The organism is Arthrobacter sp. GMC3, assembly GCF_002929305.1.
Taxonomy (GTDB): domain Bacteria; phylum Actinomycetota; class Actinomycetes; order Actinomycetales; family Micrococcaceae; genus Specibacter.
In genome coordinates this window covers 511,819-534,537 of record NZ_PJIO01000002.1, presented here as the reverse complement: position 1 = coordinate 534,537, position 22,719 = coordinate 511,819, and the positions used below count along the sequence as shown (strand labels likewise).

Annotated in this window: 22 protein-coding genes and 2 tRNA genes; 14 read left to right on the top strand and 10 right to left on the bottom strand. The window is 63.1% G+C overall.

Annotated features, from left to right (window positions below):
- From CXQ94_RS05945 to CXQ94_RS05905, 9 genes are all read left to right on the top strand, one after another.
- Complete coding sequence (locus CXQ94_RS05945) at positions 1-423, top strand: hypothetical protein (RefSeq protein WP_104087264.1); 423 nt, start codon at positions 1-3, stop codon at positions 421-423.
- A gap of 39 nt (positions 424-462) precedes the next feature.
- Positions 463-822 (top strand): hypothetical protein, encoded by a 360-nt coding sequence (locus CXQ94_RS05940; protein ID WP_104087263.1) that lies wholly within the window; start codon positions 463-465, stop codon positions 820-822.
- A gap of 107 nt (positions 823-929) precedes the next feature.
- Positions 930-3,533 carry a tape measure protein gene (locus tag CXQ94_RS05935; protein WP_104087262.1) on the top strand — a complete coding sequence of 868 codons (2,604 nt, stop codon included), beginning with the start codon at positions 930-932 and terminating at the stop codon, positions 3,531-3,533.
- Positions 3,527-5,281, top strand: a complete 1,755-nt coding sequence (locus tag CXQ94_RS05930; RefSeq protein WP_104087261.1) for a hypothetical protein — start codon at positions 3,527-3,529, stop codon at positions 5,279-5,281. Before CXQ94_RS05935 ends, CXQ94_RS05930 begins: the two co-directional genes overlap by 7 nt.
- 9 nt (positions 5,282-5,290) lie before the next feature.
- The gene (locus tag CXQ94_RS05925; RefSeq protein WP_104087260.1) at positions 5,291-5,755 is read left to right on the top strand and encodes a murein hydrolase activator EnvC; all 465 of its coding nucleotides are present in this window, start codon (positions 5,291-5,293) and stop codon (positions 5,753-5,755) included.
- The gene (locus CXQ94_RS05920) at positions 5,755-6,120 is read left to right on the top strand and encodes a hypothetical protein (protein ID WP_104087259.1); all 366 of its coding nucleotides are present in this window, start codon (positions 5,755-5,757) and stop codon (positions 6,118-6,120) included. The genes CXQ94_RS05925 and CXQ94_RS05920 overlap by 1 nt, the downstream gene beginning before the upstream one ends.
- 13 nt (positions 6,121-6,133) lie before the next feature.
- Positions 6,134-6,814 carry a hypothetical protein gene (locus CXQ94_RS05915; protein ID WP_104087258.1) on the top strand — a complete coding sequence of 227 codons (681 nt, stop codon included), beginning with the start codon at positions 6,134-6,136 and terminating at the stop codon, positions 6,812-6,814.
- Positions 6,811-7,020: a hypothetical protein gene (locus CXQ94_RS05910; protein WP_219816985.1), complete on the top strand. Its 210-nt coding sequence runs from the start codon at positions 6,811-6,813 to the stop codon at positions 7,018-7,020. The genes CXQ94_RS05915 and CXQ94_RS05910 overlap by 4 nt, the downstream gene beginning before the upstream one ends.
- Positions 7,004-7,312 (top strand): hypothetical protein, encoded by a 309-nt coding sequence (locus CXQ94_RS05905; RefSeq protein ID WP_104087257.1) that lies wholly within the window; start codon positions 7,004-7,006, stop codon positions 7,310-7,312. Before CXQ94_RS05910 ends, CXQ94_RS05905 begins: the two co-directional genes overlap by 17 nt.
- Positions 7,313-7,366: 54 nt before the next feature.
- Here the strand turns inward: CXQ94_RS05905 and CXQ94_RS05900 are convergent, their stop codons facing one another.
- The 3 genes from CXQ94_RS05900 to CXQ94_RS22480 all read right to left on the bottom strand — a co-directional run bounded on the left by CXQ94_RS05900 (position 7,367) and on the right by CXQ94_RS22480 (position 9,299).
- Positions 7,367-8,206: a tyrosine-type recombinase/integrase gene (locus CXQ94_RS05900; RefSeq protein ID WP_104087256.1), complete on the bottom strand. Its 840-nt coding sequence runs from the start codon at positions 8,204-8,206 to the stop codon at positions 7,367-7,369.
- Positions 8,207-8,366: 160 nt separating this feature from the next.
- On the bottom strand, positions 8,367-8,582 hold the full coding sequence (locus tag CXQ94_RS05895; RefSeq protein WP_104087255.1) for a hypothetical protein: 216 nt from the start codon (positions 8,580-8,582) through the stop codon (positions 8,367-8,369).
- A 153-nt stretch (positions 8,583-8,735) separates the two neighbouring features.
- Positions 8,736-9,299: a TetR/AcrR family transcriptional regulator gene (locus CXQ94_RS22480; protein WP_181034088.1), complete on the bottom strand. Its 564-nt coding sequence runs from the start codon at positions 9,297-9,299 to the stop codon at positions 8,736-8,738.
- Between the two features lie 145 nt (positions 9,300-9,444).
- Between CXQ94_RS22480 and CXQ94_RS05885 the strand changes: the two genes are divergently transcribed.
- Both CXQ94_RS05885 and CXQ94_RS05880 read left to right on the top strand, forming a co-directional pair.
- Positions 9,445-10,572, top strand: a complete 1,128-nt coding sequence (locus tag CXQ94_RS05885) for an ABC transporter permease (protein WP_181034087.1) — start codon at positions 9,445-9,447, stop codon at positions 10,570-10,572.
- Between the two features lie 110 nt (positions 10,573-10,682).
- Entirely contained in the window at positions 10,683-11,849 is a 1,167-nt protein-coding gene (locus tag CXQ94_RS05880) for a low temperature requirement protein A (RefSeq protein ID WP_104087252.1), read from the top strand.
- 9 nt (positions 11,850-11,858) lie between these two features.
- Here the strand turns inward: CXQ94_RS05880 and CXQ94_RS05875 are convergent, their stop codons facing one another.
- The 6 genes from CXQ94_RS05875 to CXQ94_RS05850 all read right to left on the bottom strand — a co-directional run bounded on the left by CXQ94_RS05875 (position 11,859) and on the right by CXQ94_RS05850 (position 18,001).
- The gene (locus CXQ94_RS05875) at positions 11,859-12,929 is read right to left on the bottom strand and encodes an ABC transporter ATP-binding protein (protein WP_258066790.1); all 1,071 of its coding nucleotides are present in this window, start codon (positions 12,927-12,929) and stop codon (positions 11,859-11,861) included.
- 77 nt (positions 12,930-13,006) lie between these two features.
- Positions 13,007-14,602, bottom strand: coding sequence for an iron ABC transporter permease (locus tag CXQ94_RS05870; RefSeq protein ID WP_104087250.1), 1,596 nt, complete (start codon positions 14,600-14,602; stop codon positions 13,007-13,009).
- A gap of 5 nt (positions 14,603-14,607) precedes the next feature.
- Positions 14,608-15,672: an iron ABC transporter substrate-binding protein gene (locus tag CXQ94_RS05865; RefSeq protein ID WP_258066778.1), complete on the bottom strand. Its 1,065-nt coding sequence runs from the start codon at positions 15,670-15,672 to the stop codon at positions 14,608-14,610.
- A gap of 134 nt (positions 15,673-15,806) precedes the next feature.
- A complete protein-coding gene (locus CXQ94_RS05860; RefSeq protein WP_104087248.1) occupies positions 15,807-16,301 on the bottom strand; it encodes a hypothetical protein in 495 nt (164 codons plus the stop codon).
- 15 nt (positions 16,302-16,316) lie between these two features.
- Positions 16,317-16,964 carry a bacterial proteasome activator family protein gene (locus CXQ94_RS05855; protein WP_104087247.1) on the bottom strand — a complete coding sequence of 216 codons (648 nt, stop codon included), beginning with the start codon at positions 16,962-16,964 and terminating at the stop codon, positions 16,317-16,319.
- Between the two features lie 53 nt (positions 16,965-17,017).
- Positions 17,018-18,001 carry an NAD(P)H-quinone oxidoreductase gene (locus CXQ94_RS05850; protein WP_104087246.1) on the bottom strand — a complete coding sequence of 328 codons (984 nt, stop codon included), beginning with the start codon at positions 17,999-18,001 and terminating at the stop codon, positions 17,018-17,020.
- 107 nt (positions 18,002-18,108) lie between these two features.
- On the opposite strand from CXQ94_RS05850, the gene CXQ94_RS05845 reads away from it, so the two are divergent.
- Positions 18,109-18,196, top strand: a tRNA-Ser gene (locus tag CXQ94_RS05845).
- Between the two features lie 55 nt (positions 18,197-18,251).
- On the opposite strand, the gene CXQ94_RS05840 is transcribed toward CXQ94_RS05845, so the two are convergent.
- Positions 18,252-20,198 (bottom strand): FAD/NAD(P)-binding domain-containing protein, encoded by a 1,947-nt coding sequence (locus CXQ94_RS05840; RefSeq protein ID WP_104087245.1) that lies wholly within the window; start codon positions 20,196-20,198, stop codon positions 18,252-18,254.
- A 101-nt stretch (positions 20,199-20,299) separates the two neighbouring features.
- Here CXQ94_RS05840 and CXQ94_RS05835 point away from each other — a divergent pair, with 101 nt between their 5' ends.
- Together CXQ94_RS05835 and CXQ94_RS05830 are read left to right on the top strand one after the other, a co-directional pair.
- On the top strand, positions 20,300-22,417 hold the full coding sequence (locus CXQ94_RS05835) for a prolyl oligopeptidase family protein (protein WP_104087244.1): 2,118 nt from the start codon (positions 20,300-20,302) through the stop codon (positions 22,415-22,417).
- Between the two features lie 115 nt (positions 22,418-22,532).
- Positions 22,533-22,620 (top strand) — tRNA-Ser (locus CXQ94_RS05830).
- The last annotated feature ends 99 nt before the right edge of the window (positions 22,621-22,719 follow it).

The following is a 22,719-nucleotide window of genomic DNA, read 5'->3' as shown; positions in this document are numbered from 1 at the left end:
ATGACTACCAACGTCATCACCATGGGGCCGGGCAAGTTCACCATCGGTGACACCGCCGACCTGACAGTTTTCTCAGGACAGGTTACCTCCATCAAGCTCGTCCCCTCCGTGGACAAGGGCGACCCCATCGACGTACTCGACGGCGGACAGGCCCCCGGCGACCGCAAGGAGTCTTTCAAGCTCGACGGCACCCTGTTGCAGGACTTCGGGGCAACCAAATCCACCACGGAATACCTGTTCACCAAACGTGGCACGGAACAGCCCTTCCTCTACATCCCCAATTCCTCCCAGGGCAAGCAGATCACCGGTGTTCTGACCGTGGAAGCCATCGACATTGGCGGGGACGTAAAGACCAAGCCGACATCCGACTTCAGCTTTGACCTGATCGGTGTCCCGGTCATCGCCCCCATCACCCTCCCGTAACCCATCCCCTGCCGCACCGGCATCTGAAAGGCACTCATCGTGACTAAGCTCCCCACACCCACCGTCGTCGTCCTGCTGGAAATCCCTGGCAAGGAAGACCTGACGGAATACACCGTCCAGACCGACAACCGCGACTGGTGCGCCTGGGAACTGACCCGTTCCCGCAAGAACCTTCCCACCACCGAGGAAGCACCCATGATCTGGCTGAACTTCATGGCCCATCACGCACTCGCCAAGCGCTCCCGCGTCATCGAAATGGACTTTGAGGAGTTCATGAGCCAGCGCGCCGTGAAGTGTTTCCCCGTGGATGAAACGGGCAAGGAAATCAGCGTCGAGGAAGCCGCCGCCGGTGCCGTGAGCGCCGACCCTTTCCCCCTGGAAGCCGTAGCGAACTCCTAGTTCAAATCTCCATAGCTACGCACATCCCGTTCCGGGAACTGCTCAAAGAAGACTCCGAAGTCATCGCCACCTATTACACCGTCCTTCAGAAGGAGAGCTGACCCGCTATGTCGAAATCCGCCGTTCTGTCAGTCCGCATCGTCGCTGACGGTAAAGACGCTGAGCGCGGCCTTAACGACGTAGCGAAGGCAACAGGGAACCTTGAGGGGAGCCTGAAAACCACAAGCTCCCCGCTGTCGAAGGTGACTTCACTCATTGGTGGCGTGGCGAAGGTGGCCGCTGGTGCTGTCGGTGTGGTGGGCGGACTCGCCCTCACCGTCGCCACGCTGGCGGTCAAGGGCGGCATTGAGCGCGCTCTAGCCATTGAAGGTGCCCAAGCCAAGCTGAAGGGACTGGGGCACGATACAGCGTCCGTGACGGCTGTCATGGATTCGGCCCTAGCCTCAGTGAAGGGTACAGCCTACGGGCTGGGTGACGCGGCGAAGGTTGCCGCTAACGTGGTGGCCGCTGGCGTCAAGCCGGGCCAAGACCTGACCCGGACCCTGAAGATCGTTGCTGACACTGCCACCATCGCCGGGACCGGCATGGACGAAATGGGCAGCATCTTCAACAAGGTGGCCGCCGGTGGAAAGGTCACTACCGAAGTCATCAACCAGCTACAAGACCGTGGCGTTCCCGCGTTCGATCTGCTGGCCAAATCCATGGGCAAGACCGTGCCGGAAATTCAGGCACTCGTCACCAAAGGCAAGATCGGTTTTGCCGAGTTCCAAGACGCCATGGAAAAGGGCATGGGCGGTGCTGCGCTGAAGACCGGTGACACCACCGTGGGCGCGTTCAACAACATGAAAGCCGCCCTGTCCCGCTTCGGCCTGATCCTTGCCGGCGGATTCTTCCCCCTGTTCAAAGACGTGTTCAACCAGATCACCTTGATTCTGGACGGGCTGGGTGAACGCCTCAAGCCAGTCGGTGACGCGTTCGCCGTAACCTTCCAGGCGAAGGCCGGGCCAATTATTGCCGACTTCGCCAAAAACACCCTGGCATTCTTCGACGAAATCATTGGCGGGTTCCGGGCGTTCGCTGCCGCATGGAAAGCCAACGACGGCGACGTGACCAGTTCTGGTTTCCCCGGTTTCATGGAGCGCGTGGCCAACGCCGCCCGCGTCGTCCAAGGCGTTTTCGCCATGCTGGACTTCTCTTCATTCGACGCGTTCATTGCATCGCTGGGCACCGCCGGTGGTGCTGCTGGAACCTCGCTAGGATCCATTGGCAGTTCCGTGCAAGCGCTCGTTCCCGCGTTCCAAGCGTTCATGGAACAACTGCCAAATATCACCGGTGCGCTAGTCAAGCTGGGTGGACTGTCCCTGAACGTGCTTACTGCCGGGCTGTCCTTCCTGGCCGATCACGTGGACACCATCATTCAGTTCATGCCGCTGATCGTGGCCGGATTCGTGGCATGGAAAGTAGCATCGAGCGCCGCCGCCGTCGCCGGGGAACGCATCAACGCCATGCAAGTGCTGGCCGTCCCCTTGACGACCGCGAACAACGTCCTACGGCTTGTCGCGATCCGGCAGGAAAACCAACTGGCTGTAGCCACCGGTGCCCGCACCGTGGCCATGCAGACATCCCTAGCTTCGATGGCGCGGGAAAAAGTCGCCATGGTTGCCAGCGGCGTGGCCATGGTGGCACAGAAGGTGGCACTAGGCGTAGCCACCGCCGCACAGTGGGCTTTCAATGCGGCTATGTCGGCCAACCCGGTCATGCTCGTTGTTCTGGCCATTGCCGCTCTAGTTGCCGGGGTGATCCTCGCCTACAACAACATCGGCTGGTTCAAGGACTTCGTAGACGGCGCGTTCAAGTTCATCGGTGAAGTCATTGCCAATGTCGTCAACTGGGCTAAGGATAACTGGGGCCTGTTGCTCTCCATCCTGATTGGCCCGTTCGGCCTGCTGATTCAGTGGCTGGTTGAGAACTGGTCCACGGTGACAGCAGTTTTCACTGTCGCCTTCGGCATCGTCATGGACGTTGTAGGCAACGTGGTCACATTCTTCAAGGACGCTTGGAACCTCGCCGTGCTGATCGTCACCGCCTACATTCAAGGGTGGCTGCAAGTAATCTCCAATGTCACCATAGCGATCCGGTTTGTCGTGAACGCCGTCGTGAATTTCTTCACCGACGCATGGCGAAACACCATCAATTTCGTGGTGGGATTCATCATCGGTTTTCAGAACACGGTGGCCGGAATCTTCGGCACAGTGCGCGGAACCATCGACAACGTTGTCGGCTTTGTCCGTGACGGACTGTCCGGCGCGTTCCAGACTGCCGCACGGCTGGCAACCGGGGCCATGGACACGATCACCGGAGCAATCCGGGGAGTGATCGGTTGGGTCAAGGACGCCATCAACTGGGTTGGCTCCTTGTTCGGTGCCACTAACAACGCCCGGTCCAACGCCAGCGGCCTAGGCGGTGCCACCACCTCCTACCTGCGTGGCCCCACAGGTGGACCGGACTTCCCCGGCGGCGCTACCGGGTTCATGCTTCGCCCTGCCGCGTTCGCCCCTTCAGGCGGCGCAGCATCACCCACTGTCGTGAACATCGACCTCACTGTGAATGGGGCGATCGACGGCGACGGGACTGCCAAAACGATCCTCAAACTACTGAAGGAAGAACTACGCCGCAACGGCGTCGTCCTGAACGGTGCCGAGCTATGGTAGCCATCACCGAACACCGCCTGGCTGTTTCCGGGTTCGCCTACAACAGTGGCGTGCCCGGCGCGTTCCAAGTACCCACCGCATTCAGTCCCACCGTTGTCAAATACGGTGCCGACACGTGCAGCGACCAGCCGAGCCCCACCACCATGGCCGGGAAGATTTTCATCCCCCTGGATTACGCCGCTTTTCACCCCACCTTGAATGACCGCGTGTCCTATATGGTGTCCGGCTGGCCCGGCTACGCCCCCGTGTTCCGTGGCCGCATCGACGGACTCACCATCGAAGACGTAGACGGGGCCACCTACGGACCCCGCTTTCCCAATTCCCGGAACCTCACCACCCTGGCCGGGTGGGAGTTCACTACCGGCACCGCCCGCCCCGTTCCCGCGACGGGCCTACTCACCGCATCCCCGCACCGTGTGGGCCTCAAGGCCCCCTCGGAACCCGGTGCAATTGGTGGCACTGCTGCAATTATCCGGACACCACGCGCCCCGGTGGTGGCTGGAAAAGCCTATGTGTTCACCGCCCACGCCAACGACGACTTTTCCCAACCCAACCTAGAAGTGGAGTGGTTCAACGCTGCCGGAACATCAATAAGCACTGACTACGTGCCCAACCACCGTGTGGCTGTCAACGACCAGCCATGGTTCCCGATCTACACGGAACCAAGGCTAGCCCCAGCCACCGCTGTCAAGGCACGGTTCATCGTGCGACTGACTGCCCCACCGACCGGGGGGACCGTCTACCTAGACACCGTGAACCTGCTCACTGAGAAGGAAACCGAAACCCGACAGGCGGGCCGCTGGGTGAGCTTTCAGGCATCGGACATTACGGCATCTGCCGGGCGGCTCATGATCGGTGATGAGCCGTGGCCAGCACAGGACGCCGAACAGCGAATTGGGCGACTAAGCCAACTGGTTCCAGCCAACGTGATGACGTTCCAAACCAACCCCTCAGATCAGACCATGCTGGCCTACCGGGACATTGATAACCAGTCCGCGTTGTCGGTGTTTCAGCGTATCGCTACCTCCATCGGCACCGTTGCCATGGCGTCTCCCCAGTACGAAACCTTGATCACCACTGCCACACCACCGCGCACCACCCTTTCCCTTGAAGTCGTCAGCGGCACCCTAGCCATCGTTGAAGATCCGTCTTTGGTGAAGATTCCAGCGGGAAGTATCCGCAAGGGTCCGCTGTCCACGTCCATCACCGGGCTATCGAACACGGTCAAGTTCAACTACAGGGTGGCGACCGAGGGCGGGTCTGAGGACGCGGCGGCGACGATCAGCAACACCGCGTCCATCAGCAACTACGGCCCCATGGCCCGAACCCTGGACACTGATCTTCCGTCCGCTAGTGGTAAGGCGTGGCAGCAAGCACAGCGCATGGTGACAGCACAAGCGAACCCGGTCTACCGGCTCGCTGATAGCGCCAACGTAGTGGTGGCCCGACTGCCAGAAACGTTGCCGTCGTGGTCAATCTTCAACGCCATGACCGGGTTCCGCCGTCTTGTCCACGTCCCTGACGCCCCGGCTCTGATCGGCCCGTACCACCGGATCAACGGCGCATCCATGACCTTCGGCAAGGAAACCAAACTCTCCTTGGACTTGGAACCTGCCGATCTCATCGCACCAGTGACGGTCACGTTCTACGACCTCTCACGACCGCCCTACAACAACATGCCCTTCACCAAATTCACAAACCTGACGTTCCTTCAACTGGGAACCGTCAGCAAAGCCGCCGACTACTAAAGGAAAACCATGGACACGCTACGCCCACCCATCGACGCCCCCGTTTTGCAGGACTTCGGCACCAACCGCGCCCTGTACCGCAGCCTAGGCCAGCTTGGCCACAACGGCATCGACTACACCGCCCCCGAGGGCACGCCCGTCGCTGCTGCCGCGCCGGGCACCATCGTGCACGCTGGATGGTCCCAGCACCATCCCTGGCTCACCCACCACGCCGGTGTGGCCGTCTTGATCAGCCACGGCACCCACTTCACCGGATACGCCCACCTATCCGCCGTCAACGTCACCGAGGGCCAACCTGTGGAAGCCGGGGAAGTCATCGGTGCAGTGGGGCACACCGGTACCGCGGGGAGTGATCATCTCCACTTTGAAGTGCTGGCCGACCCGCCGGACTTCAGCAACGGCTACGCGGGACGGGAACGCCCCACCTTCACCACCGGCACCCATACCGCCGACGACACCGAAGGAACCGAGTAATGCCCTTCAAGGACACAATCCCCGTCATGGTATCGGGCGAAGCCGTCGCCAACGTCCCGGCCCACACTACAGCCTTGCGCGATGCCCTCATCAAGCTAGGCTTCCGCCCCTCCTGCTCCGGCATCACTGGTCCGGTTGACGTTGGCGGTGGTAGCTGGACGATCCAGACCATCACATTTCCGCCTGGGCTTTTCACTTCACCACCGTTGGTGTTTGTCACCGCTAGTACCGGCCAAATTATTCCGTCCTGCGGTGTCTCAACAATCACTGTCAACAGCGCGAACATTGCCGGTGATAACCGTGGTGGCTCGACACAAACTGGCGTCCGTCTGACCTGGTTCGCCGTTCAGCAAAACCTAACCTGAAAGAAGAAATTCAATGCCTATTTCCATCAAGCAGTTCATCGACAACCAACGCAATCGCACCATTGCTTGGGGCCAGTGCTTGGCCGCGTTCTGGCTCGCCAACACCGATACCGTCAAAGGTGAGCCCTATTCCGCAGTGGGCGCGTGCGACCTCTGGACACTGAACTGGGACAGCTACGACAAAGCACCCACGAACGGTGGCATCTATGGTTCCTGGGGTATCTGGTCCGGTAGCTATGGCGCCTACGTCAACTACGATCCCGCCGCCGGGCGTGGCTACGGCCATGTGGCCCTGTTCCTCTCCGACAACGGCAACGGCACCGGACAATTCATGTCCCAGAACCCCGGCCCCTTCCAGGAAGTAACCCTCAGCTATGACGGCTTACTGGGGTTCCTGCGCGGCCAGGACATTGTGACCGGCCAACCTACGCCTGCCCCGCCGGCCGATTCGCTGGCCAGTCGCACCGTGACCAACGCGGTGGCGTGGGTCCGCACCGCACCCGACGCTACGGCACCGCTCGCGCCGGAATACCCCGAAGGTCTCGCCCAAGGTGCCACCTTGGCCGTGCGCGGGTTCGTCACCGGACAAGACCCCTACGGGACCGGTGACAACGCGTGGTACCTCACCCGCTCCGGCTACTTTGTCTGGGCCAACGCCGCCGAAAACACCTTGGAAGGACTCCCCCACCTGTGAGTGAGACGCAACGCCGCTACGTGTACGGGATCGTAGCCGCCCTAGGAGCGCTGGCCCTGTTCTACGGGCTTGTTACCGCCGAATCACTGCCGCTCTGGCTGGCCCTGACCGCCGCTGTTCTGGGCAACGGGCTGGCATTCGCCAACACCACCAAGAAGACCACTGGTGGACGACACGAGAAGAAGGACGATGACCCCTCCCGTTGAAACTGAAGAAGTGACACTGGCCGTGGTGGTGTCCAAGCTGGAAGGCATCACCGGGCAAATCAGTGACCTATCCAAGAAAATGGACGACCGGCCCACCTGGCAGGACGTGCGCAACATTGAGAAGGGCATCGAGGCCAAGATCACCGCACAAGTGGCCCTGCGCACCGCCGTGACAGGTGCCCTTGCCGCCGATGTGACGCGGCTAGAGTCGTGGCAGCAATGGGCCGGACGGCTCGTCATGGGAGCCATCGGCACCGGCGTACTAGCCGCCGTGTTCGTGGTCCGCCCGTAAACAGAAAAGCCGGGCCGTGGGGTTACCACTGGCCCGGCTCTCTGCTGCCCAGAATCAAGCAGCCTCTGGTAGCACGAGTAGGTTAATTGCTGCGCGGCGGCGCACGTCGCTGACTTTGGTGTAAATCTGCGTGGAGGCGATGGACTGGTGCCGCATAAGCTCCTGAACGGTTCGCAGGTCCACGCCCTGTTCCAGTAGCGCGGTCCCGTACCAGTGGCGTAGCTGGTGTGGTGTTCCGTGGACCCCAGCACGCCCCATGGCCCGGCTGATGGCTGTTCCGACCGCCGACGGCAGGACCGGCCCCGAATCCCGCTCCTTGTTCCCGTTGTACGTGGTGAACCAGTAGCCTTCACGCGGGAATCCTCGCGCCATGTCGATCAAGAGCGGGTGCAGCGGCATCACCTGTGTTCCGCCGCCCTTGCCGGTGACCGTCAGTGTGCCGTTGTCCATGTCAATGTCCTGGCCCTGAATCTTGGCTACCTCATGCACTCTCAACCCTGCCAGCGCCGCAAGGAGGACCATCATCCGGGTTCGGTTCCTGGTGGCCGCTTTCAGGATGGCCCCGAGTTGTGCCGCAGCGACGGGCCGGGGCAGGTTCCTAGGACGCTTAGGCGACGGCGTTTTCGTGGCCGGGTTGACGGTGAAATGCTCCGCTTCAACGGCCCACGCACAGAACGCCCGAATGCTCGCGTGATAGGTGGCCCGGCTGGCTGGCCCAATCCCCTTGCGCCCGAGAAAGGTGATGATTCCGGCGGCGGCGAGCTCGCTCAAATCCTTGTCTAAGAACACGGCCATGTGGTTCAGGGTGCCTGTTCGCTCCGCTATGGTTCGTTCGCTGAGTCCCCCGGCTCGTTGCCATGCTTGCCATTCGGTGAGGAGTGAAAGTGTGTTCATTTGCTTACGGTAGCTGCGCCTTCAAGTTTCTCTATCTCGGTGACCGTCTCCGCATACATTGTTGCGAAGCGCCCCGCCTTCGCATGGTTGCCGGACAAGACTTCCTGGGCGCAGTTCCGGGCGTGGGCGTTGGCCATGTCGTGCAGCAGCCCCAGCCGGATCACGCGGCGCGCTTTTCGTCGGCCCACGCCAAGTATGCGGCCCATGCAATGTCTGAAGTGTCCTGTAGCTCATAGGCAAGATGGCGGTGCATGGCGGCTTGCTCCATGCCATGGTTCGCGCTGAAGGTGTTCCCCTGCTGCATGTCGCGGACGGCAAACATAGCGTAGGTTGATTCCAGCTTTTCATGCTCGCCAATTTGGACGTTGAGACTCATCGTGCCACCGCCAAGTTCCGGCGGTGATGATCTAAAGTGATGACGTTGTAATGAGAAGGTCAACAGTTCGATTCTGTTTGGAGGCCCCAAAGAACCCCGATAACTCGGGGTTCTTTTGTTTAACTCACGCCGCGCGCTGAGGCCGAAGGCGGCCTAGAGATTTCGCAGCAGGGCCCTCACGGAATCCAGGTAGGCATTGTCGTCCCGGGTCCCCGCCATGGGAACCTTGAACAGCCACCCCTGCATAAGCGCAAGGACCGCCGGCAAGATGGCCACTGCCGCCTGCGTCCCCTCTTCGCCTGCCAAGCCACGGGTTTCCCCGTACCAGGCCGCCAGATACGCAGCCAGATGCTCTTGTAGCTGTCCGTAAGAATCGCGGGCAATGGCGCCAATGGACTCCGAATGTGAAGACATCCCCCAAATCTGGACCACCAGACTGCCATCGCGCAACGGGCCGGAGACCGAACCCATGAATTCCAGCAAGCCCTCGGCCGGGTGTGGAACGGGGGAACGGGCCGCGAGTTCATCCAGTTTCGCCACCCTTCCACCCACCAGGCGTGTTGCCAGTGCGGCAAGGATCTCGTCCTTACCTTTGTAGTAGCCATAGATCGCCCCGGCGGATAGCCCCGATTCGCTAATGATGTCCGCCATCGACATCACGGCCAGCCCCTTGCGCTGGGCGCACTCCAAGGCTGCCTGCTCGATTCGCAGGGTCATCAGTTGTCTATGTTCGTCACTCACGCGGGGCATGTCAGGCACATTACCACCAAAAGAGAATGATCGTTCTTGACACAGGGCTTCCCACGGTGGCTTAATAAAGAACGAACATTCGTTTTCTTGCAAACCATTTCCAGGAGTCTCCATGTCCACCAACACTCCGCCCCACACCCGCTGGGGCCTGACACTTGCAACGGCCGTGGGAGCCGCAGCCGTTGTCGCCGTTGTACTTTTGGCCTTCCTCTGGCCCACGGTGACCTCCAGCGTGCACAACTTGCCGGTCGTCGTCTCCGGAAGCGGCCCCGCAGCAACCGCCCTGAACGCCCAGCTCGACAAGGCGGGGGCCTTCACCATCAGCCCCGCCGACGGCCGGGAAGCCGCCGTCGACGCCGTCGAGACCCGGGACGCCTATGGCGCATTTGTGATTGCCGAGGATGGATCCGGGATCGAGGTACTCACGGCTTCAGCGGCCAGCCCAGTGGTTGTCCAGATCATGAACCAGGCAGCCGCCACCATCTCCCAGGGTCTGGCACAACAGGCGGCCGCCACCCAAACAGCCCATCTCCAGGCAGCCCTTGCCTCCGGTGATTTGTCCGCGGTGACTGCGGCCATGCAACCCGTCGCGGCGCCCAAGGTGACTGTTACTGACCTAGCGCCGCTGAACCCGAAGGATCCCCGCGGGACCGGGTTGGCCCTGCTGGGCCTGCCGCTGGCCATGGGGGGAATGATCGGCGGTGTGCTGATTTCCTTGGTGGTGACAGGCTTCCGGCGCCGCTTGGCGGCCGCCGCCGTCTACGGCGTGGCTGGAGGGCTGGGCCTGGTCGGCATCTTGCAAGGCTGGTTCAGTATTCTCTCCGGGCCGTACCTGCTCAACGCCCTGGCCATGGGGCTGGGCCTGTTCGCCATTGCGATCACCATCGTGGGGCTCGAGTCCCTGCTGGGCAAGCCGGGCATCCCGATCGGTGCCGTGCTGACCATGTTCATCGGCAACCCGATCTCCTCCCTGACCTCACCCCAGGAGTTCCTCCCCGGCGCCTGGGGTCAGATCGGCCAGTGGTTCGTGCCCGGTGCCACAGGAACGCTGCTGCGGGACCTGTCCTATTTCCCGAACGCCTCCGTAGGAATCCACTGGCTGGTTCTGGTGGTTTGGTCGGCGGCGGGCATTACGCTGGCCATTCTTGGCCGGCACCGCGATGAGGAAGCCGTTCACCTGCCTGCCATGCTCGACGACGAACCCACCCAGGCGCCCAACCTCACCAGCGTCTCCGCCTAGACCGGGCCAAATCCGGTCCGTGTCCCCGCCCGACTTCCGAGCGGGAACACGGACCGGGAAAATCCTGATTTGCGGGCGCCTTTTTCTCAGCTTGCCCCTAGCATGGGCCCATGAGCGAGAAACTGCCTGGCGGGCCGCGAGCATCTCACGTAGCCGCCCGAGAAGCCGGCCGGGTCCACTGGATGGAACTGTTCTTCGACCTGGTCTTTGTGGTTTTCGTGGGGCAACTGGCCCACGGCATCCACGGGAACCCCGGGTTCAGCGAATTTGGCACCTTCGTGCTGCTCTTTTTCCCGGCCTGGTGGGCCTGGGTCAACATCGTCTCGGTCATCAACCTTCTGCCCGGGCTGTCCGCGCGGGCTCTAGGGGCTGCCATGCTGGCGGCCATGGCTGCGGCCGGAATCATGGCTGCCGCCGCGCCGGGTGCTTTCGGAGACCGGGCCTGGGCATTTTCGCTGGGCAATGCCGCCATGCGCGTGATCCTGTTGCTGCTGTGGCTGTACCAGCACCGCCAAAAGTCACCCGAGACGCCGTGGCGGATCTGGGTCTACAACGGCGGAACTGCCGTGCTGTGGTTTGTGGCGGCATTCATGCCGCTGCACATCGCCGTCATCCTCTGGGCGTTCTCCATCGCCATAGAGGTTGGCATGGTGACAATCGGTGGCCGCCTCTGGGCAGACCGTGCGGCCGCCGACGTCAACATTGAACACGCCTCGGAGAGGCTGGGACTTTTCGTCGTGATCGTCCTGGGCGAATCAATCTTCACAATCGTCAGCGAAGTCTCGGCGGATTGGGATCCCGGCGCAGGGCTGGCCGGGGCGCTCGGTTTCCTTGTTGTCTCGTTCCTGGGCTGGGCATTCTTTCAATACGGCACGGGGACTGTGTCGGCGGGGCTGGAACGGCTGCAATCGAGGGCCGACTTTGCCGGGATCCTCCAAACAACACTTTTCCTGCCCTTTTTGCTGGTTCTGGGTGTCACCTCGATCGCCGCCGGGATCGCCACGGCCATCCCGGCACCCTACGAGCCGCTGCCTCTGGGCGCCGGAATATCTCTGGGCGTGGGGTTGGCACTGTTCTATGCCACGAACGCGCTGGTGTCACTACGCTATGGCCAAGCGCTGAAGTTGGTGGCACCGTGGTCTCTGCCTGCCGTGGCAGTGTCCCTTGCTCTTATTCCGCTGAGTTCGGTGATGCCCGCGGCCGCAGCGCTTGGCGTTGCCGCGGCACTGTTGCTCAGCCTCACCACCTACTCGGAAATTAAGCACCGGCGCCGGTAGCCACCGGGGTTAGCCTTCCCAAGGGAAGACGACGCCCTCCCCCACCACCTTGAGTGAAAGATCGGTGCCGGGCCGGGCAAGCATCGCGTTCCAGTGCCGGATGCTGATCACCTCGCCGCCCACCGGCTGGTGGGGGTCCACCGGCTTGGAGGGGTCCACGGCAATGGGTGCCAGCGCAATCCTTACGGTGGTCTCTGGGCCGAAGTAGTCGGTGTCCACCACGCGTCCGCGAATGTTTCCACCCTCGCTGATGCGGATCTGTTCCGGGCGCAGCATGAGGTGCACCCTGCCCTGGGCTGGGGGGCGGCGTACGGGAATGCCGCCGAGCGAGCACAGCGCCAGCGATCCTTCCATCCAAGCCTCCAGGATCACGGCGTCGCCCAGGAACTCCGCCGTGGCCCTGTCGGCGGGCCGCGTGTACACCACGAACGGGCTGCCAATCTGGGCCAGTGCACCGTCACGCATGACGGCAACCTGGTCGGCAAAGCTGAGCGCCTCGGCCTGGTCGTGGGTCACTAAAATGGTGGTCACCCCGGCCTCGCTCAACGTTTTGGCCACGGCCCGGCGCGTGGCCACCCGCAATCCGGCGTCCAAGGCGCTGAACGGTTCATCCAGCAGCATCAGCTCCGGTTGCCGGGCCAGTGCCCGTGCCAACGCCACACGCTGCTGCTGCCCGCCGGATAGCTGGGAGGGCCGCCGCTTGGCATAGGAGGGATCCATGGACACCATCTCCAACAGCTCTCCCACCCGGGATGCCGCCGCCCGGCCCCGTTCCCGCAGCCCAAACTCGATGTTCGCCCCAACGCTGAGGTGCGGGAACAACGCACCGTCCTGGGCCACATAGCCCACGCTGCGTTTGTGCGCGGGAACCCAGGTCTTGGGCCCGGCCACGTCAACCCCGCCCAGGGAAACACTGCCGGAATCGGGTGCTTCGAAGCCGGCGATCACCCGCAACAGGGTTGTCTTTCCGGAGCCTGAGGCCCCCACAATGGCGGTGGTGCGACCCTGGGCAACCGTCAGATCCACGCCCTTGAGAACCTGGGTGCCGCCAAACGATTTGCGCACCCCGGCGACCTGCAAATGCTCGGTGGCGTGCCCGGCGTCGTGCGTGAACGCAGGCTTGGGCGCTGAACTCTGGCCCGCCGTGGGAGATGTTGTCACTGTCCGGCTACTTTCTTGGATTGTGCAAAAAGCAAGTACGTCATGGGTGCCGAGAGCAGGATCATCAACAACGCATACGGTGCTGCCCCGGTGTAGTCGATCTCGCTGCTGAGTGCCCAGAACTCGGTGGCCAGGGTTTGGGTGCCGTTGGGTGCCAGCAGCAGTGTTGCTGTCAGCTCGTTCACGATGCCCAAAAACACGAGCGCCGCCCCGCCGGCCGCCGCAGGTGCCGTGAGCCGCAGTGTGACCTTCAGGAATGCGACGAGCGGGGGTTTGCCCAACGCTTGGGCTGCATCATCGAGTTCCTTGGGTGCCTGGGCCAGTCCCGCCCGCAGGTTCACCAACGCGCGCGGCATGAACAGCAGTGCGTAAGCGGCCACTAGGACGACGGCGGTTTGGTAGACCCCGGGCACGTAATGGATGGTGATGGTCACCAGCGCCAGGGCGACCACAATGCCCGGCATGGAACTGGAAATGTAGTTGGCTCCCTCGAGGATTTTGCCCACCGGGCCCGGGTGCCGGATGACCAAATAGGCCAGCGGGAACGCCAAGATGGTGGTGACCAGGGCGCCCGCCAAACCGTAGCCGAGCGTCTGCAGGAGGGAACTAATCAGGGCGTCGCGAGTCCACACCTCGGCGCCGCCGGCCACCAGCCAGCGCCCCACGTGGAACAGCGGGACACCCAGGGCCAGCACGGTCAACGCCGCCAGGCCAAGCTGCGCCGGGGCCTGGAAACCGCCCAGCGCAAGACGGGTGGGGTTTGATTGCGCCCCGGCCCCCACCCGGGCGTACCGGGCGCTGCCGCGGGTCTTGGACTCGCCCAGCAACAGGAGCAGGCACAGCAGGACCAGCACGCTGGCCAGCATGTTCGCCGCGGCACCGTTGAAGGTGGAGCGGAACTGGTCATAGATGGCGGTGGTGAAGGTGTCGAATTGGATCATGGCAAACGCGCCGTATTCGGCCAGCAAGTGCAGCGAAACCAGCAGTGCACCGCCGGCGGCAGCCAGCCGCAGCTGCGGCAGCACCACCCGGAAGAACACCCGCCACGGCCCCAACCCCAGCGAGGATCCCGACTGCTCAAGAGCCGGATCCATGCGGCTCAGCACGGCCGCCACGGGAATGTACACCAACGGGAAGTACGACAACACCGAGATCAGAACCCCGCCAAACACCCCTCCCAGAGACGGGATGGCGCTAACCCACGCGTAGCTGTTCACAAAGGCTGGAATGGCCAGGGGCGCCGCGAGCAGCACAGCCCACACCTTGTGCCCGCGCAGCCGGGTTCGCTCCACCAACCAGGCCCCGGCAATGCCCAGCACCACACAGATGGGGACGGTGATTACCACCAGCGCCAGGGTGTTAAACAACAATTCGCCCACGCGCGGACGGAACACCAACTTCACAATGGTGTCCCACCCGGCGTCGGCGGTCATGACGGCCACATAGCCCAGCGGCAGCAGGGAAAAAATGGCGATCAGGATACAAAGGACGACGACGGCCCAGGGGCCGGAGCGTGTGCCCCGGCCCCTAGCAATACGTGAGAATCGTGCTCGCGACGGCTGAACCGTCGTCGTACTTTTTGCTTGTGACATCAGTACTAGAGTAGACCGGCCTGCGTCATCAGATCGGTGACCTTGGCCGAATTCAGCTTGGCCGGGTCAATCTTCGGAGCCTGCAACTCCGAGAGCGGGGTCAGCTTCGCGTTGGCGGCAACGTCCGAGGCAACCGGGTATTCAAAAGACGTGCCCGTTTGCAGGACAGTCTGCCCGGCCTTGCCAGTGATGAACTCCAGGAACTTTTGCGCGTTTTCCTGGTGCTTGCTCGAAGCCAGCACGCCGCCACCGGAGATGGAGACAAATGCGCCCGGATCCTGATTCTTGAAGTAGTGCAGGGCCACGTTGTTGGAGTTCTCGCCCGTCTTGGCCTGGTCACCGAACCAGTAGTAGTGGTAGATGATGGCGCCATCAACCTCGCCGGCATTGACAGCCTTCATGGCCGTGCTGTTGCCTTTGTAAGCCTTGGAGTTCTCCTTCATGGATTTCAACCAGGACAGGGTCGCATCCTCGCCCTTGAGCTCAAGCATGGCCGAGACGATGGCTTGGAAGTCGGCGCCGGAGGGGGAAGCCGCCCAGCGGCCCTTCCAGGCCGGATCGGCCAAGTCCATGATGGACTTGGGCAACTGTGCTTCGGTCAGCTTGGTCTTGTTGTAAGCAAAGACGGTGCTGCGGGCGGCGATGCCGGCCCACTTGTTGGTGGAGGGGCGGTATTCCGCCGGAACCTGCTCCTGAACCTTGGCGCTGGTGGTGGCGAACAGGCCAGCGTTTTCAACCTGCGTCATTGCGGGCGAGTTCTCGGTAAGGAAAACGTCGGCAGGCGACTTTGCGCCTTCTTGGACAATCTGGTTGCTAAGTTCGGAATCGTCACCGTTGCGCAGGGTGACCTTAATGCCGGTCTCCTTGGTGAACGCGTCAACCCAGGCCTGGGTGAGCGTCTCATGCTGGGCGTTGTAGACGGTGATGGCATCCGCGGCGGATCCGGAGGCGCCGTCGGAGGCGGCCGGCGTGGTGCCGCCGCTGCACGCAGCCAGGGTGAATATGGAAATGCCGGCAAGCGCTGTGATGGCGGTCTTGCTGAGCGCGGACTTATTGAACCAAGTCTTCAACGGGGGGCCTTTCGGCAAAGAAATAATTAGCGAACATTTATTGTTCGTAATCATATTACAGCCAAGGGTGCCCTAACTGCCAATGCAAGGTGAGGTAGCACTCACTTTTCGAGACGGGCACCCGTGAAGCCCTACTACCCGTCGAGGCGATCCCTGCGTAAAAGTTCCCCGGCCCGGCCGACGTGTTCGTGGACTGTTGCGGCCCTGCGTTCGACGGCGGCCAGATCCCCCGCGCCAAGGCGCACCATGGCCACGGACTCGGCCGCGGTGGCCAAAGCATTCCCGGCCCGCGATAGTTCCCGGTGGATGTCATTGAGGTAGCCGCCAGTTCCGAAAGGGATTTCCATGCCGTCACTGGGCGCCAGCGACTGTGCCGCGGCGGCAATCCTGCGAACTTCCGGCAACAGCTCGGCCAAACCGTTGGCAATGGGCACCAGCCGTGCATAGTTCTCGGCAGCTTGTGTCCTTGTTCCTGATGCCAGGGTGTCCTCCTCAACGCCTTCGAGCATCTGGTGGAACCTGTCCAGGCCGCGCCGAAAGCGGTCGTGGGCGCGACGCCACACACCCTTGCCAATTTCGGCGTCGTCGCGTCGCCCCTGGCGGTTGGCGCCAAAAAGTCCCTTGAGCATCGTTGAGATTCCGGCTCAGAGGTACTGGCCGGGGCTACCGGATTCGGGCTGGCCCTGCGCGTGGCCGCCCCCGGGCACTCCCGGCTCCCCAAAGGAGGCCCTGCGCGGCTCCCCATTTTCACCCACCACCACGCCAGGTGCAATCATCGTGCCGGGCGGGAGCTGGTGCATGGCAAGCCTGGCAGCAAGCTGCTGGTTCGCCATGGCCTGGGCCGCTAGCGCCGTCTGGATACCGTGGAAGAGGCCCTCGAGCCAGCCCACCAACTGGGCCTGGGCAATACGAAGTTCGGCGTCGGAGGGCGTGCTGCTCTCGGTGAAGGGCAGGCTCAGCCGGTGGAGTTCCTCCACGAGCTCCGGAGCCAGCCCGTCTTCTAGTTCGGCGATGGAGCGCTCATGAATTTCTGCAAGGCGAGCTCTGGCGGCATCGTCAAGAGGCGCGCTCTTGACCTCGTCAAGGAGCTGTTTAACCATGGTGCCAATGCGCATCACCTTGGCCGGCTGGTCAACCATGTCGGCCACACTGGTAGGAGCCTTGGGCGGACCGTCCTCCGCACCGGCGCCCGGCGCACCTAGTGCTTCGCCCCCAAGGGTGGGTTCGACGTCGTCCATTAACTTCCCCTCAGCAGCCAAACCGTTGGCCGGGGTGTGCGCCTTCTCAGTCATAGGGCCAGTCTCTCACGTGCCCCCATTCCCGCGCCGGGTTTCTTGTATCCGCCTTAGAGCGTCAGCAGAACCTTGCCCATATGTGCCCCGGAGTCGAAGTACGCGTGGGCGGCCGGAGCCTGGGACAACGGGAATGTCTTGTCCACCACCGTTTTAAGAGTGCCGTTGGCCAGCAGCGGCCAGACATGGTCGCGGACACCGTCCATGATCGCGGATTTTTCCACCACCGGACGCCCACGCAAGGTGGTGCCGATGACCGCGGCCCGCTTGGCCAGCAGGGTGCCAAGGTTCAGCTCCGCAGTGGCCCCGCCCTGCAAGCCAATAACCACCAAGCGTCCGTACATGGCAAGCGCAGCCACGTTTTGCTGGAGGTACTTGGCACCGACGACGTCGAGGATCACGTTCGCACCCCGCCCCTCGGTGTGATCTTGGACAACTTTCACAAAGTCCTGCGTGCGGTAGTTAATGGCAACGTCCGCGCCCAGGTAGCTGGTCAGCGTGGCTACTTTTTCGTCACTGCCGGCCGTGGCAATGACGAAGGCGCCGGCGGCTTTGGCCATCTGCACCGCCATGACGCCGATGCCGCCGGTCCCACCATGGATGAGTACCGTTTCACCAGGTTGCAACAACGCGGTCATGAACAAGTTGGAGTAGACCGTGGCAGTGACCTCGGGCAATGACGCGGCGGTAACAATATCAATTCCGTCAGGCAGGGGCAGGACCTGGCCCGCGGGAACGGCCACCTGCTGGGCGTATCCGCCACCTGTCAGCAGTGCCACCACCTTCTGGCCCACCGTGAACGGCTTGGTCACCCCTGGGCCGAACCCGGCAATACGTCCTGAAACTTCCAAGCCCAAAATCTCTGACGCGCCCGGCGGTGGCGGGTAAAAACCGCGGCGCTGCTGGACGTCAGCCCGGTTGATTCCGGCGGCAACCACATCAATGAGCACCTCGCCTGCTCCCGGAACGGGTGCTGGAACGTCGGCCAGGGTCAAAACCTCCGGGCCGCCCGCTTGCGGGGCAACAATTGCCTTCATGACACTCTCCACATACATTTTCAACGCCTCGACGGGCGCAAATCTTCTCTCACCGGAACCGCTCACTTTGGTGGCACCGCCCTGCTTATGAAACACTACTAGTGTAAGGAAGGTTGTCCGAGCGGCCGATGGAGCTGGTCTTGAAAACCAGTGTGCGGTAACCCCGTACCGCGAGTTCGAATCTCGCACCTTCCGCGCTGACAAGGGAAGCAGTCTCATCACGAGGCTGCTTCCCTTTTTTGTGGCCCGGTTAGCTGCCCAGGATGGCTGCGGCTATCGCGTCAGCGTCAAGGACGGTGCGGTAGCCGCTGCGGTACTCGGCGTTTGCCTGAGCGGCGATGGCTGTGCCCCACTGTGCAGAGGAGAGTTGCAGGCCCAGAACGTACAGGCCCGGAACCCGAGCCCCGGCACCATCCACGGGCTGGTAGGGGGATGTGGAAACGTCCATGCCGCTGGTCACCACCGCTTCGCCGTCGGCTGCGAGCATGACACGAGGCCTGGCCAGGCCGTCGGCCAGCAGGTTGTTCAGGAGCACGGAGTCACTGCCCGCCACCCTGTTGGCCGGTGCCAGTGCCTCCACCAGGTGGCGGGATTCCCACGGCTGGGCGTCCACCCACGGGGAGCTCACCGAAAACACCCCGTGGGCGATCCGGAAGATGGGGTCCGGCCCGGCAAAGTGCACCACACCTGCCCGCACCAAGGCGGCCAGCTGCTCCATGCGCAGCGCTGGCGGGCCGCTGGCCAGCCCCTCCACGAACGATTCAAACCAGCCGCGCAACTCGCCCAGCCACGACTCCTGCGTGATCCCGCTGTCCGCCACAAGGGACTTGATGACGGCCCGGCCGGCATTCAACGCCCCAATGGCCATCTTGACCGGATCCGCTTCACCACGGAAGGAACCCGCAGCGTCATCGCTCAAATACTCCAAGACTGCCGCGTCAAGGTGGGCTTGCGAGGAAAAACGGTGGGTCTGCCCGGACCGGATGGGCGAACGGGACAACGGCTTGGCCAACCCCGGCAGGTCCAGCCGGTCACCGGGCGCAATGTGGGCGCCCACCAGCGAGGCGAGACGCTCAGACCAGTCGAGCCCGTCGCCGTCGAGCCCGGAATGCAGCAACTCATCCAGCTCGCCCAGAAACCCCGCGGGAACCGCATCAGCCCGGCTGCGCGCCAAGGTGGAGTAGTACGCCCAGAGCGTGTCCCTGTGCAGCAACGGCCAAATGTCGTGGTCAAAACCTGCTGTGGCGCCCATGGCCGTCACTGCGTCCTCGTTGAGGAACCGCAGCTCCACGCTGGACGGGTAGTAGCTGGCCAGCTCGGCCTTGGCCCGGTACGGGGTGCCGCGGCGCGAGGCCCCCACAATGACCGGTTCCGTGCCGGATGGCAGGTACGCCAGCGCTTGACCGGCACCATGTCCGGTCCGCTCGAAACGCCCGCCACGACCTTCCGTCAACTGCCCCAGAACATCAAAAAAGTTCAGCCCCATGCCCCGCACCAGGATGGTAACGCCTGCGGGCAGCTGGTCCCAGTCAACGTCATTGGGCACCGCGGGCGGGAAATAGGACAGGCCAAGGGTGCGGGCTTCATCGCGCAGCTCTCGTTGAGCCGGGCTCAATTTGGCATCCACATGGCCCAACGCCAGCACCACGCTGTCCGTGTGGAGCCGATCACCGTTTTGCAGGACGACGTCGAACCCGCCGTTGCCGTAGTCCCTCGCCACACGTTGGGCAACGGTGGCGTGGTGGGTGACAGTGACGCCGTCGGGCAGGTTGCTGGTGAGCTGGGCAAAGCACCAGCTCAGGTAGCGCCCGTAGAGGGCTCGGCTGGGAAAGTCGGTGGCTGCGAGCGCGGCAAGTTCCGTCCGGTCCCCCACACTAAGCGTCGCGTCGGGATCCGTGCGTTGGGTATGGCGCCATTCGTTGAAGCTGCACCCGGCTAGCGGCTGGGCCGTGACGCCTTGGTCGGGAACCAGTGTTGGAAAGAACGCCTGCGTGTTCATCAGAAACAGCCGGGACTGGTCAGTGCGCCACACATGGCCCGGACCCGGCGGGAAAGGATCCACCAGGTGGATGTTCAGCGCACGCCGGGTTCCTGCGGCTGGCAGGCTGGCATATTGGGCCAAGAGGCGTTCCATGACGGAAGTCCCACGGGGCCCCGCCCCCACAATGACTACGCTCTGGCTGCCCGTTGATTCCACCCCCTCAGCTTAACCGAGCGCCCCGCCAGCCTGGACCGTAAGAACGCCGCGGGCCCGGCGGGCGCGATTCCCCTGCCCGGTGCGATGCCTAGGATGGGGCTATGACAGATACCGCCCCCACCCTTGCCGAGCAGCCCGCCGATGAAAACCTGTGGCTGGAGGACATTCACGGCGACGCCGCCATGGCGTGGGTCCGCGAGCGCAATGCCCGCACCGATGCCGCCTTGGTGAACCCGGCCTACTCGGCGCTTGAGGCGTCGGTGCTTGAGGTGCTCGATTCCAAGGACCGGATTCCCATGGTGTCCAAGCGCGGGGATTGGTATTACAACTTTTGGCGTGATGAGGCCAATCCCCGCGGCATCTGGCGGCGCACCACGTGGGAAAGTTATGTTTCCGGCGCACCCGCCTGGCAGGTTTTGCTTGACGTTGATGCCCTGTGCGCCAGTGGAGGCGTCGACTGGCTGTGGGCGGGTGCCACTTTCTTGCGCCCGGCCCCGGGAGAGCAGTACAGGCATGCCATGGTGGCGTTCTCCCCCGACGGCGGCGACGCCGTGGCCTACCGGGAATTCGATCTGGACTCCCTGGACTTTGTGGAGGCCGGCTTTGAACTTCCGACGGCGAAGACCCGTCTGAGCTGGCTCGACGCCGACACCCTGTACGTCGGGACGGACACCGGGGAGGGATCCATGACGGCGTCCTCCTACCCGGCTGCGGCGCGCGTGTTGCGCCGTGGCGAATCCTTTAGCGACCTTGCCGCCAAGGAGCCACTGTTTTCGGTGCCGTTGGATCATCTCAGCGGCGGCGTGTCCCACAGCAGCACGCCCGGCTTCGAGCGGGACGTGGCGTATGACGTGCTGGATTTCTTCAACAGCCGCAGCTACCTGCGCGTTGGCACGGAATGGGTGCACATTGACGTCCCCGATGACATGAATGTTTCCCTGCACCGCCAATGGCTGCTCCTGCGCCCCCGTACAGAGTGGACAGTGGCCGGCGCGACGCACGGCGCGGGCACCTTGCTGGTGATCGAGCTGGACGCCTTTCTTGCCGGCAGCCGGGAGCTGCGTACCGTCTTCGCGCCGAGTCACACCCAGTCCCTACAGTCGTGGAGCTGGACCAAGGACTTCCTGCTTCTGAATCTGCTCGAGGACGTTTCCTCCACCATTCTGGTGCTGGACCCGGAGCAGGGCTGGGCCGCCACCGGGCTCGATGCCTGCCCGCCACTTCACTCCGTGGACGCCTATGCCGTGGACGACCAGGACCTTGAAACCGGCAACGACTATTGGCTCCTCGCCACTGGATTCCTTACCCCGGCCACACTCTACCGGGGCACCCTGACTTCCGACGGCGGTGCGCCTGCGGAGTTGGTTCGGGAGGCGCCGTCGTTCTTCAACGAGGGCGACTATGCGGTTGAGCAACACTTCGCTACCTCCCTAGATGGCACCCGGGTGCCCTACTTCCAGGTGGGCCCCAAGGATCTGGTGCTCGACGGCGGCAACCCCACCCTGCTCAGCGGCTACGGCGGATTTGAGGTCTCCCGAACACCCGCCTACAGCGGAACCGTGGGCAGGACCTGGTTGGAAAGGCGCGAGGTGGTCGATTCGGTGACCCGCGGCGGCGTCTATGTTGTCGCGAACATCCGCGGCGGCGGCGAGTACGGGCCAGACTGGCACACTGCAGCGCTGCGCGAAAACCGTCACCGCGCCTACCAGGACTTTGCCGCCGTGGCCGCCGACCTGACCGCCCGTGGAGTGGCCTCACCCTCCAGGCTCGGGTGCGCCGGCGGCAGCAATGGTGGGCTGCTGGTGGGCAACATGCTCACCCACTACCCGGAGTTGTTTGGGGCTATCTCCTGCGGGGTGCCTTTGCTGGATATGCGCCGGTACACCAAACTCTCCGCCGGGGCGTCGTGGATTGCCGAATACGGCGACCCGGACGTGCCCGCAGATTGGGAGTTCATCAAGACGTTCTCGCCGTACCACCTGCTGCGGGCCGGTGTTCAGTATCCGGCAACGTTCATTTGGACCGCCACCTCCGATGACCGGGTGGGGCCCGTGCAGGCCCGGAAGATGGCTGCCCGGATGGAGTCCCTGGGAATTCCAGTGTGGTTCCACGAGGCGTTGGAGGGCGGCCATGCCGGCGCTGGCAATAACGCCCAGGCGGCCCGGCTGCACACGGCATCGCACGAATTCCTGTGGCGTGCACTCACCGGCGGGCTCTGACGCCGCGGTCATCTCGGCGCCAATTTGGCCGACCCCTTGCCCTCGTTTTGCTTTGGCCGGTTCTACTGGGTAAAGTTTGGGATGCTGGTTAGGGGCTTCTACCTTAGCCAGTGCTGGAGACGTGCCAGAGCGGCCGAATGGGCTTCACTGCTAATGAAGTGTGGGGCACAACTCCACCGGGAGTTCAAATCTCCCCGTCTCCGCAGAGAAAAAGCACCCCTGATTGATTCAGGGGTGCTTTTTTGTGTGCTTTGCGCCGCCCCTGGCGGAGCGGGTTTGCGGCGAAAACAAACATCCGACCA

Excerpts from the sequence above, each read along its gene's own strand:
- CXQ94_RS05945 (WP_104087264.1), top strand. The coding sequence starts at position 1 with ATGACTACCAACGTCATCACCATGGGGCCGGGCAAGTTCACCATCGGT.
- CXQ94_RS05935 (WP_104087262.1), top strand. The coding sequence starts at position 930 with ATGTCGAAATCCGCCGTTCTGTCAGTCCGCATCGTCGCTGACGGTAAA.
- CXQ94_RS05930 (WP_104087261.1), top strand. The coding sequence starts at position 3,527 with ATGGTAGCCATCACCGAACACCGCCTGGCTGTTTCCGGGTTCGCCTAC.
- CXQ94_RS05925 (WP_104087260.1), top strand. The coding sequence starts at position 5,291 with ATGGACACGCTACGCCCACCCATCGACGCCCCCGTTTTGCAGGACTTC.
- CXQ94_RS05920 (WP_104087259.1), top strand. The coding sequence starts at position 5,755 with ATGCCCTTCAAGGACACAATCCCCGTCATGGTATCGGGCGAAGCCGTC.
- CXQ94_RS05915 (WP_104087258.1), top strand. The coding sequence starts at position 6,134 with ATGCCTATTTCCATCAAGCAGTTCATCGACAACCAACGCAATCGCACC.
- CXQ94_RS05905 (WP_104087257.1), top strand. The coding sequence starts at position 7,004 with ATGACCCCTCCCGTTGAAACTGAAGAAGTGACACTGGCCGTGGTGGTG.
- CXQ94_RS05900 (WP_104087256.1), bottom strand. The coding sequence starts at position 8,206 with ATGAACACACTTTCACTCCTCACCGAATGGCAAGCATGGCAACGAGCC.
- CXQ94_RS05895 (WP_104087255.1), bottom strand. The coding sequence starts at position 8,582 with ATGAGTCTCAACGTCCAAATTGGCGAGCATGAAAAGCTGGAATCAACC.
- CXQ94_RS22480 (WP_181034088.1), bottom strand. The coding sequence starts at position 9,299 with ATGACCCTGCGAATCGAGCAGGCAGCCTTGGAGTGCGCCCAGCGCAAG.
- CXQ94_RS05885 (WP_181034087.1), top strand. The coding sequence starts at position 9,445 with ATGTCCACCAACACTCCGCCCCACACCCGCTGGGGCCTGACACTTGCA.
- CXQ94_RS05880 (WP_104087252.1), top strand. The coding sequence starts at position 10,683 with ATGAGCGAGAAACTGCCTGGCGGGCCGCGAGCATCTCACGTAGCCGCC.
- CXQ94_RS05870 (WP_104087250.1), bottom strand. The coding sequence starts at position 14,602 with ATGTCACAAGCAAAAAGTACGACGACGGTTCAGCCGTCGCGAGCACGA.
- CXQ94_RS05860 (WP_104087248.1), bottom strand. The coding sequence starts at position 16,301 with ATGCTCAAGGGACTTTTTGGCGCCAACCGCCAGGGGCGACGCGACGAC.
- CXQ94_RS05855 (WP_104087247.1), bottom strand. The coding sequence starts at position 16,964 with ATGACTGAGAAGGCGCACACCCCGGCCAACGGTTTGGCTGCTGAGGGG.
- CXQ94_RS05850 (WP_104087246.1), bottom strand. The coding sequence starts at position 18,001 with ATGAAGGCAATTGTTGCCCCGCAAGCGGGCGGCCCGGAGGTTTTGACC.
- CXQ94_RS05835 (WP_104087244.1), top strand. The coding sequence starts at position 20,300 with ATGACAGATACCGCCCCCACCCTTGCCGAGCAGCCCGCCGATGAAAAC.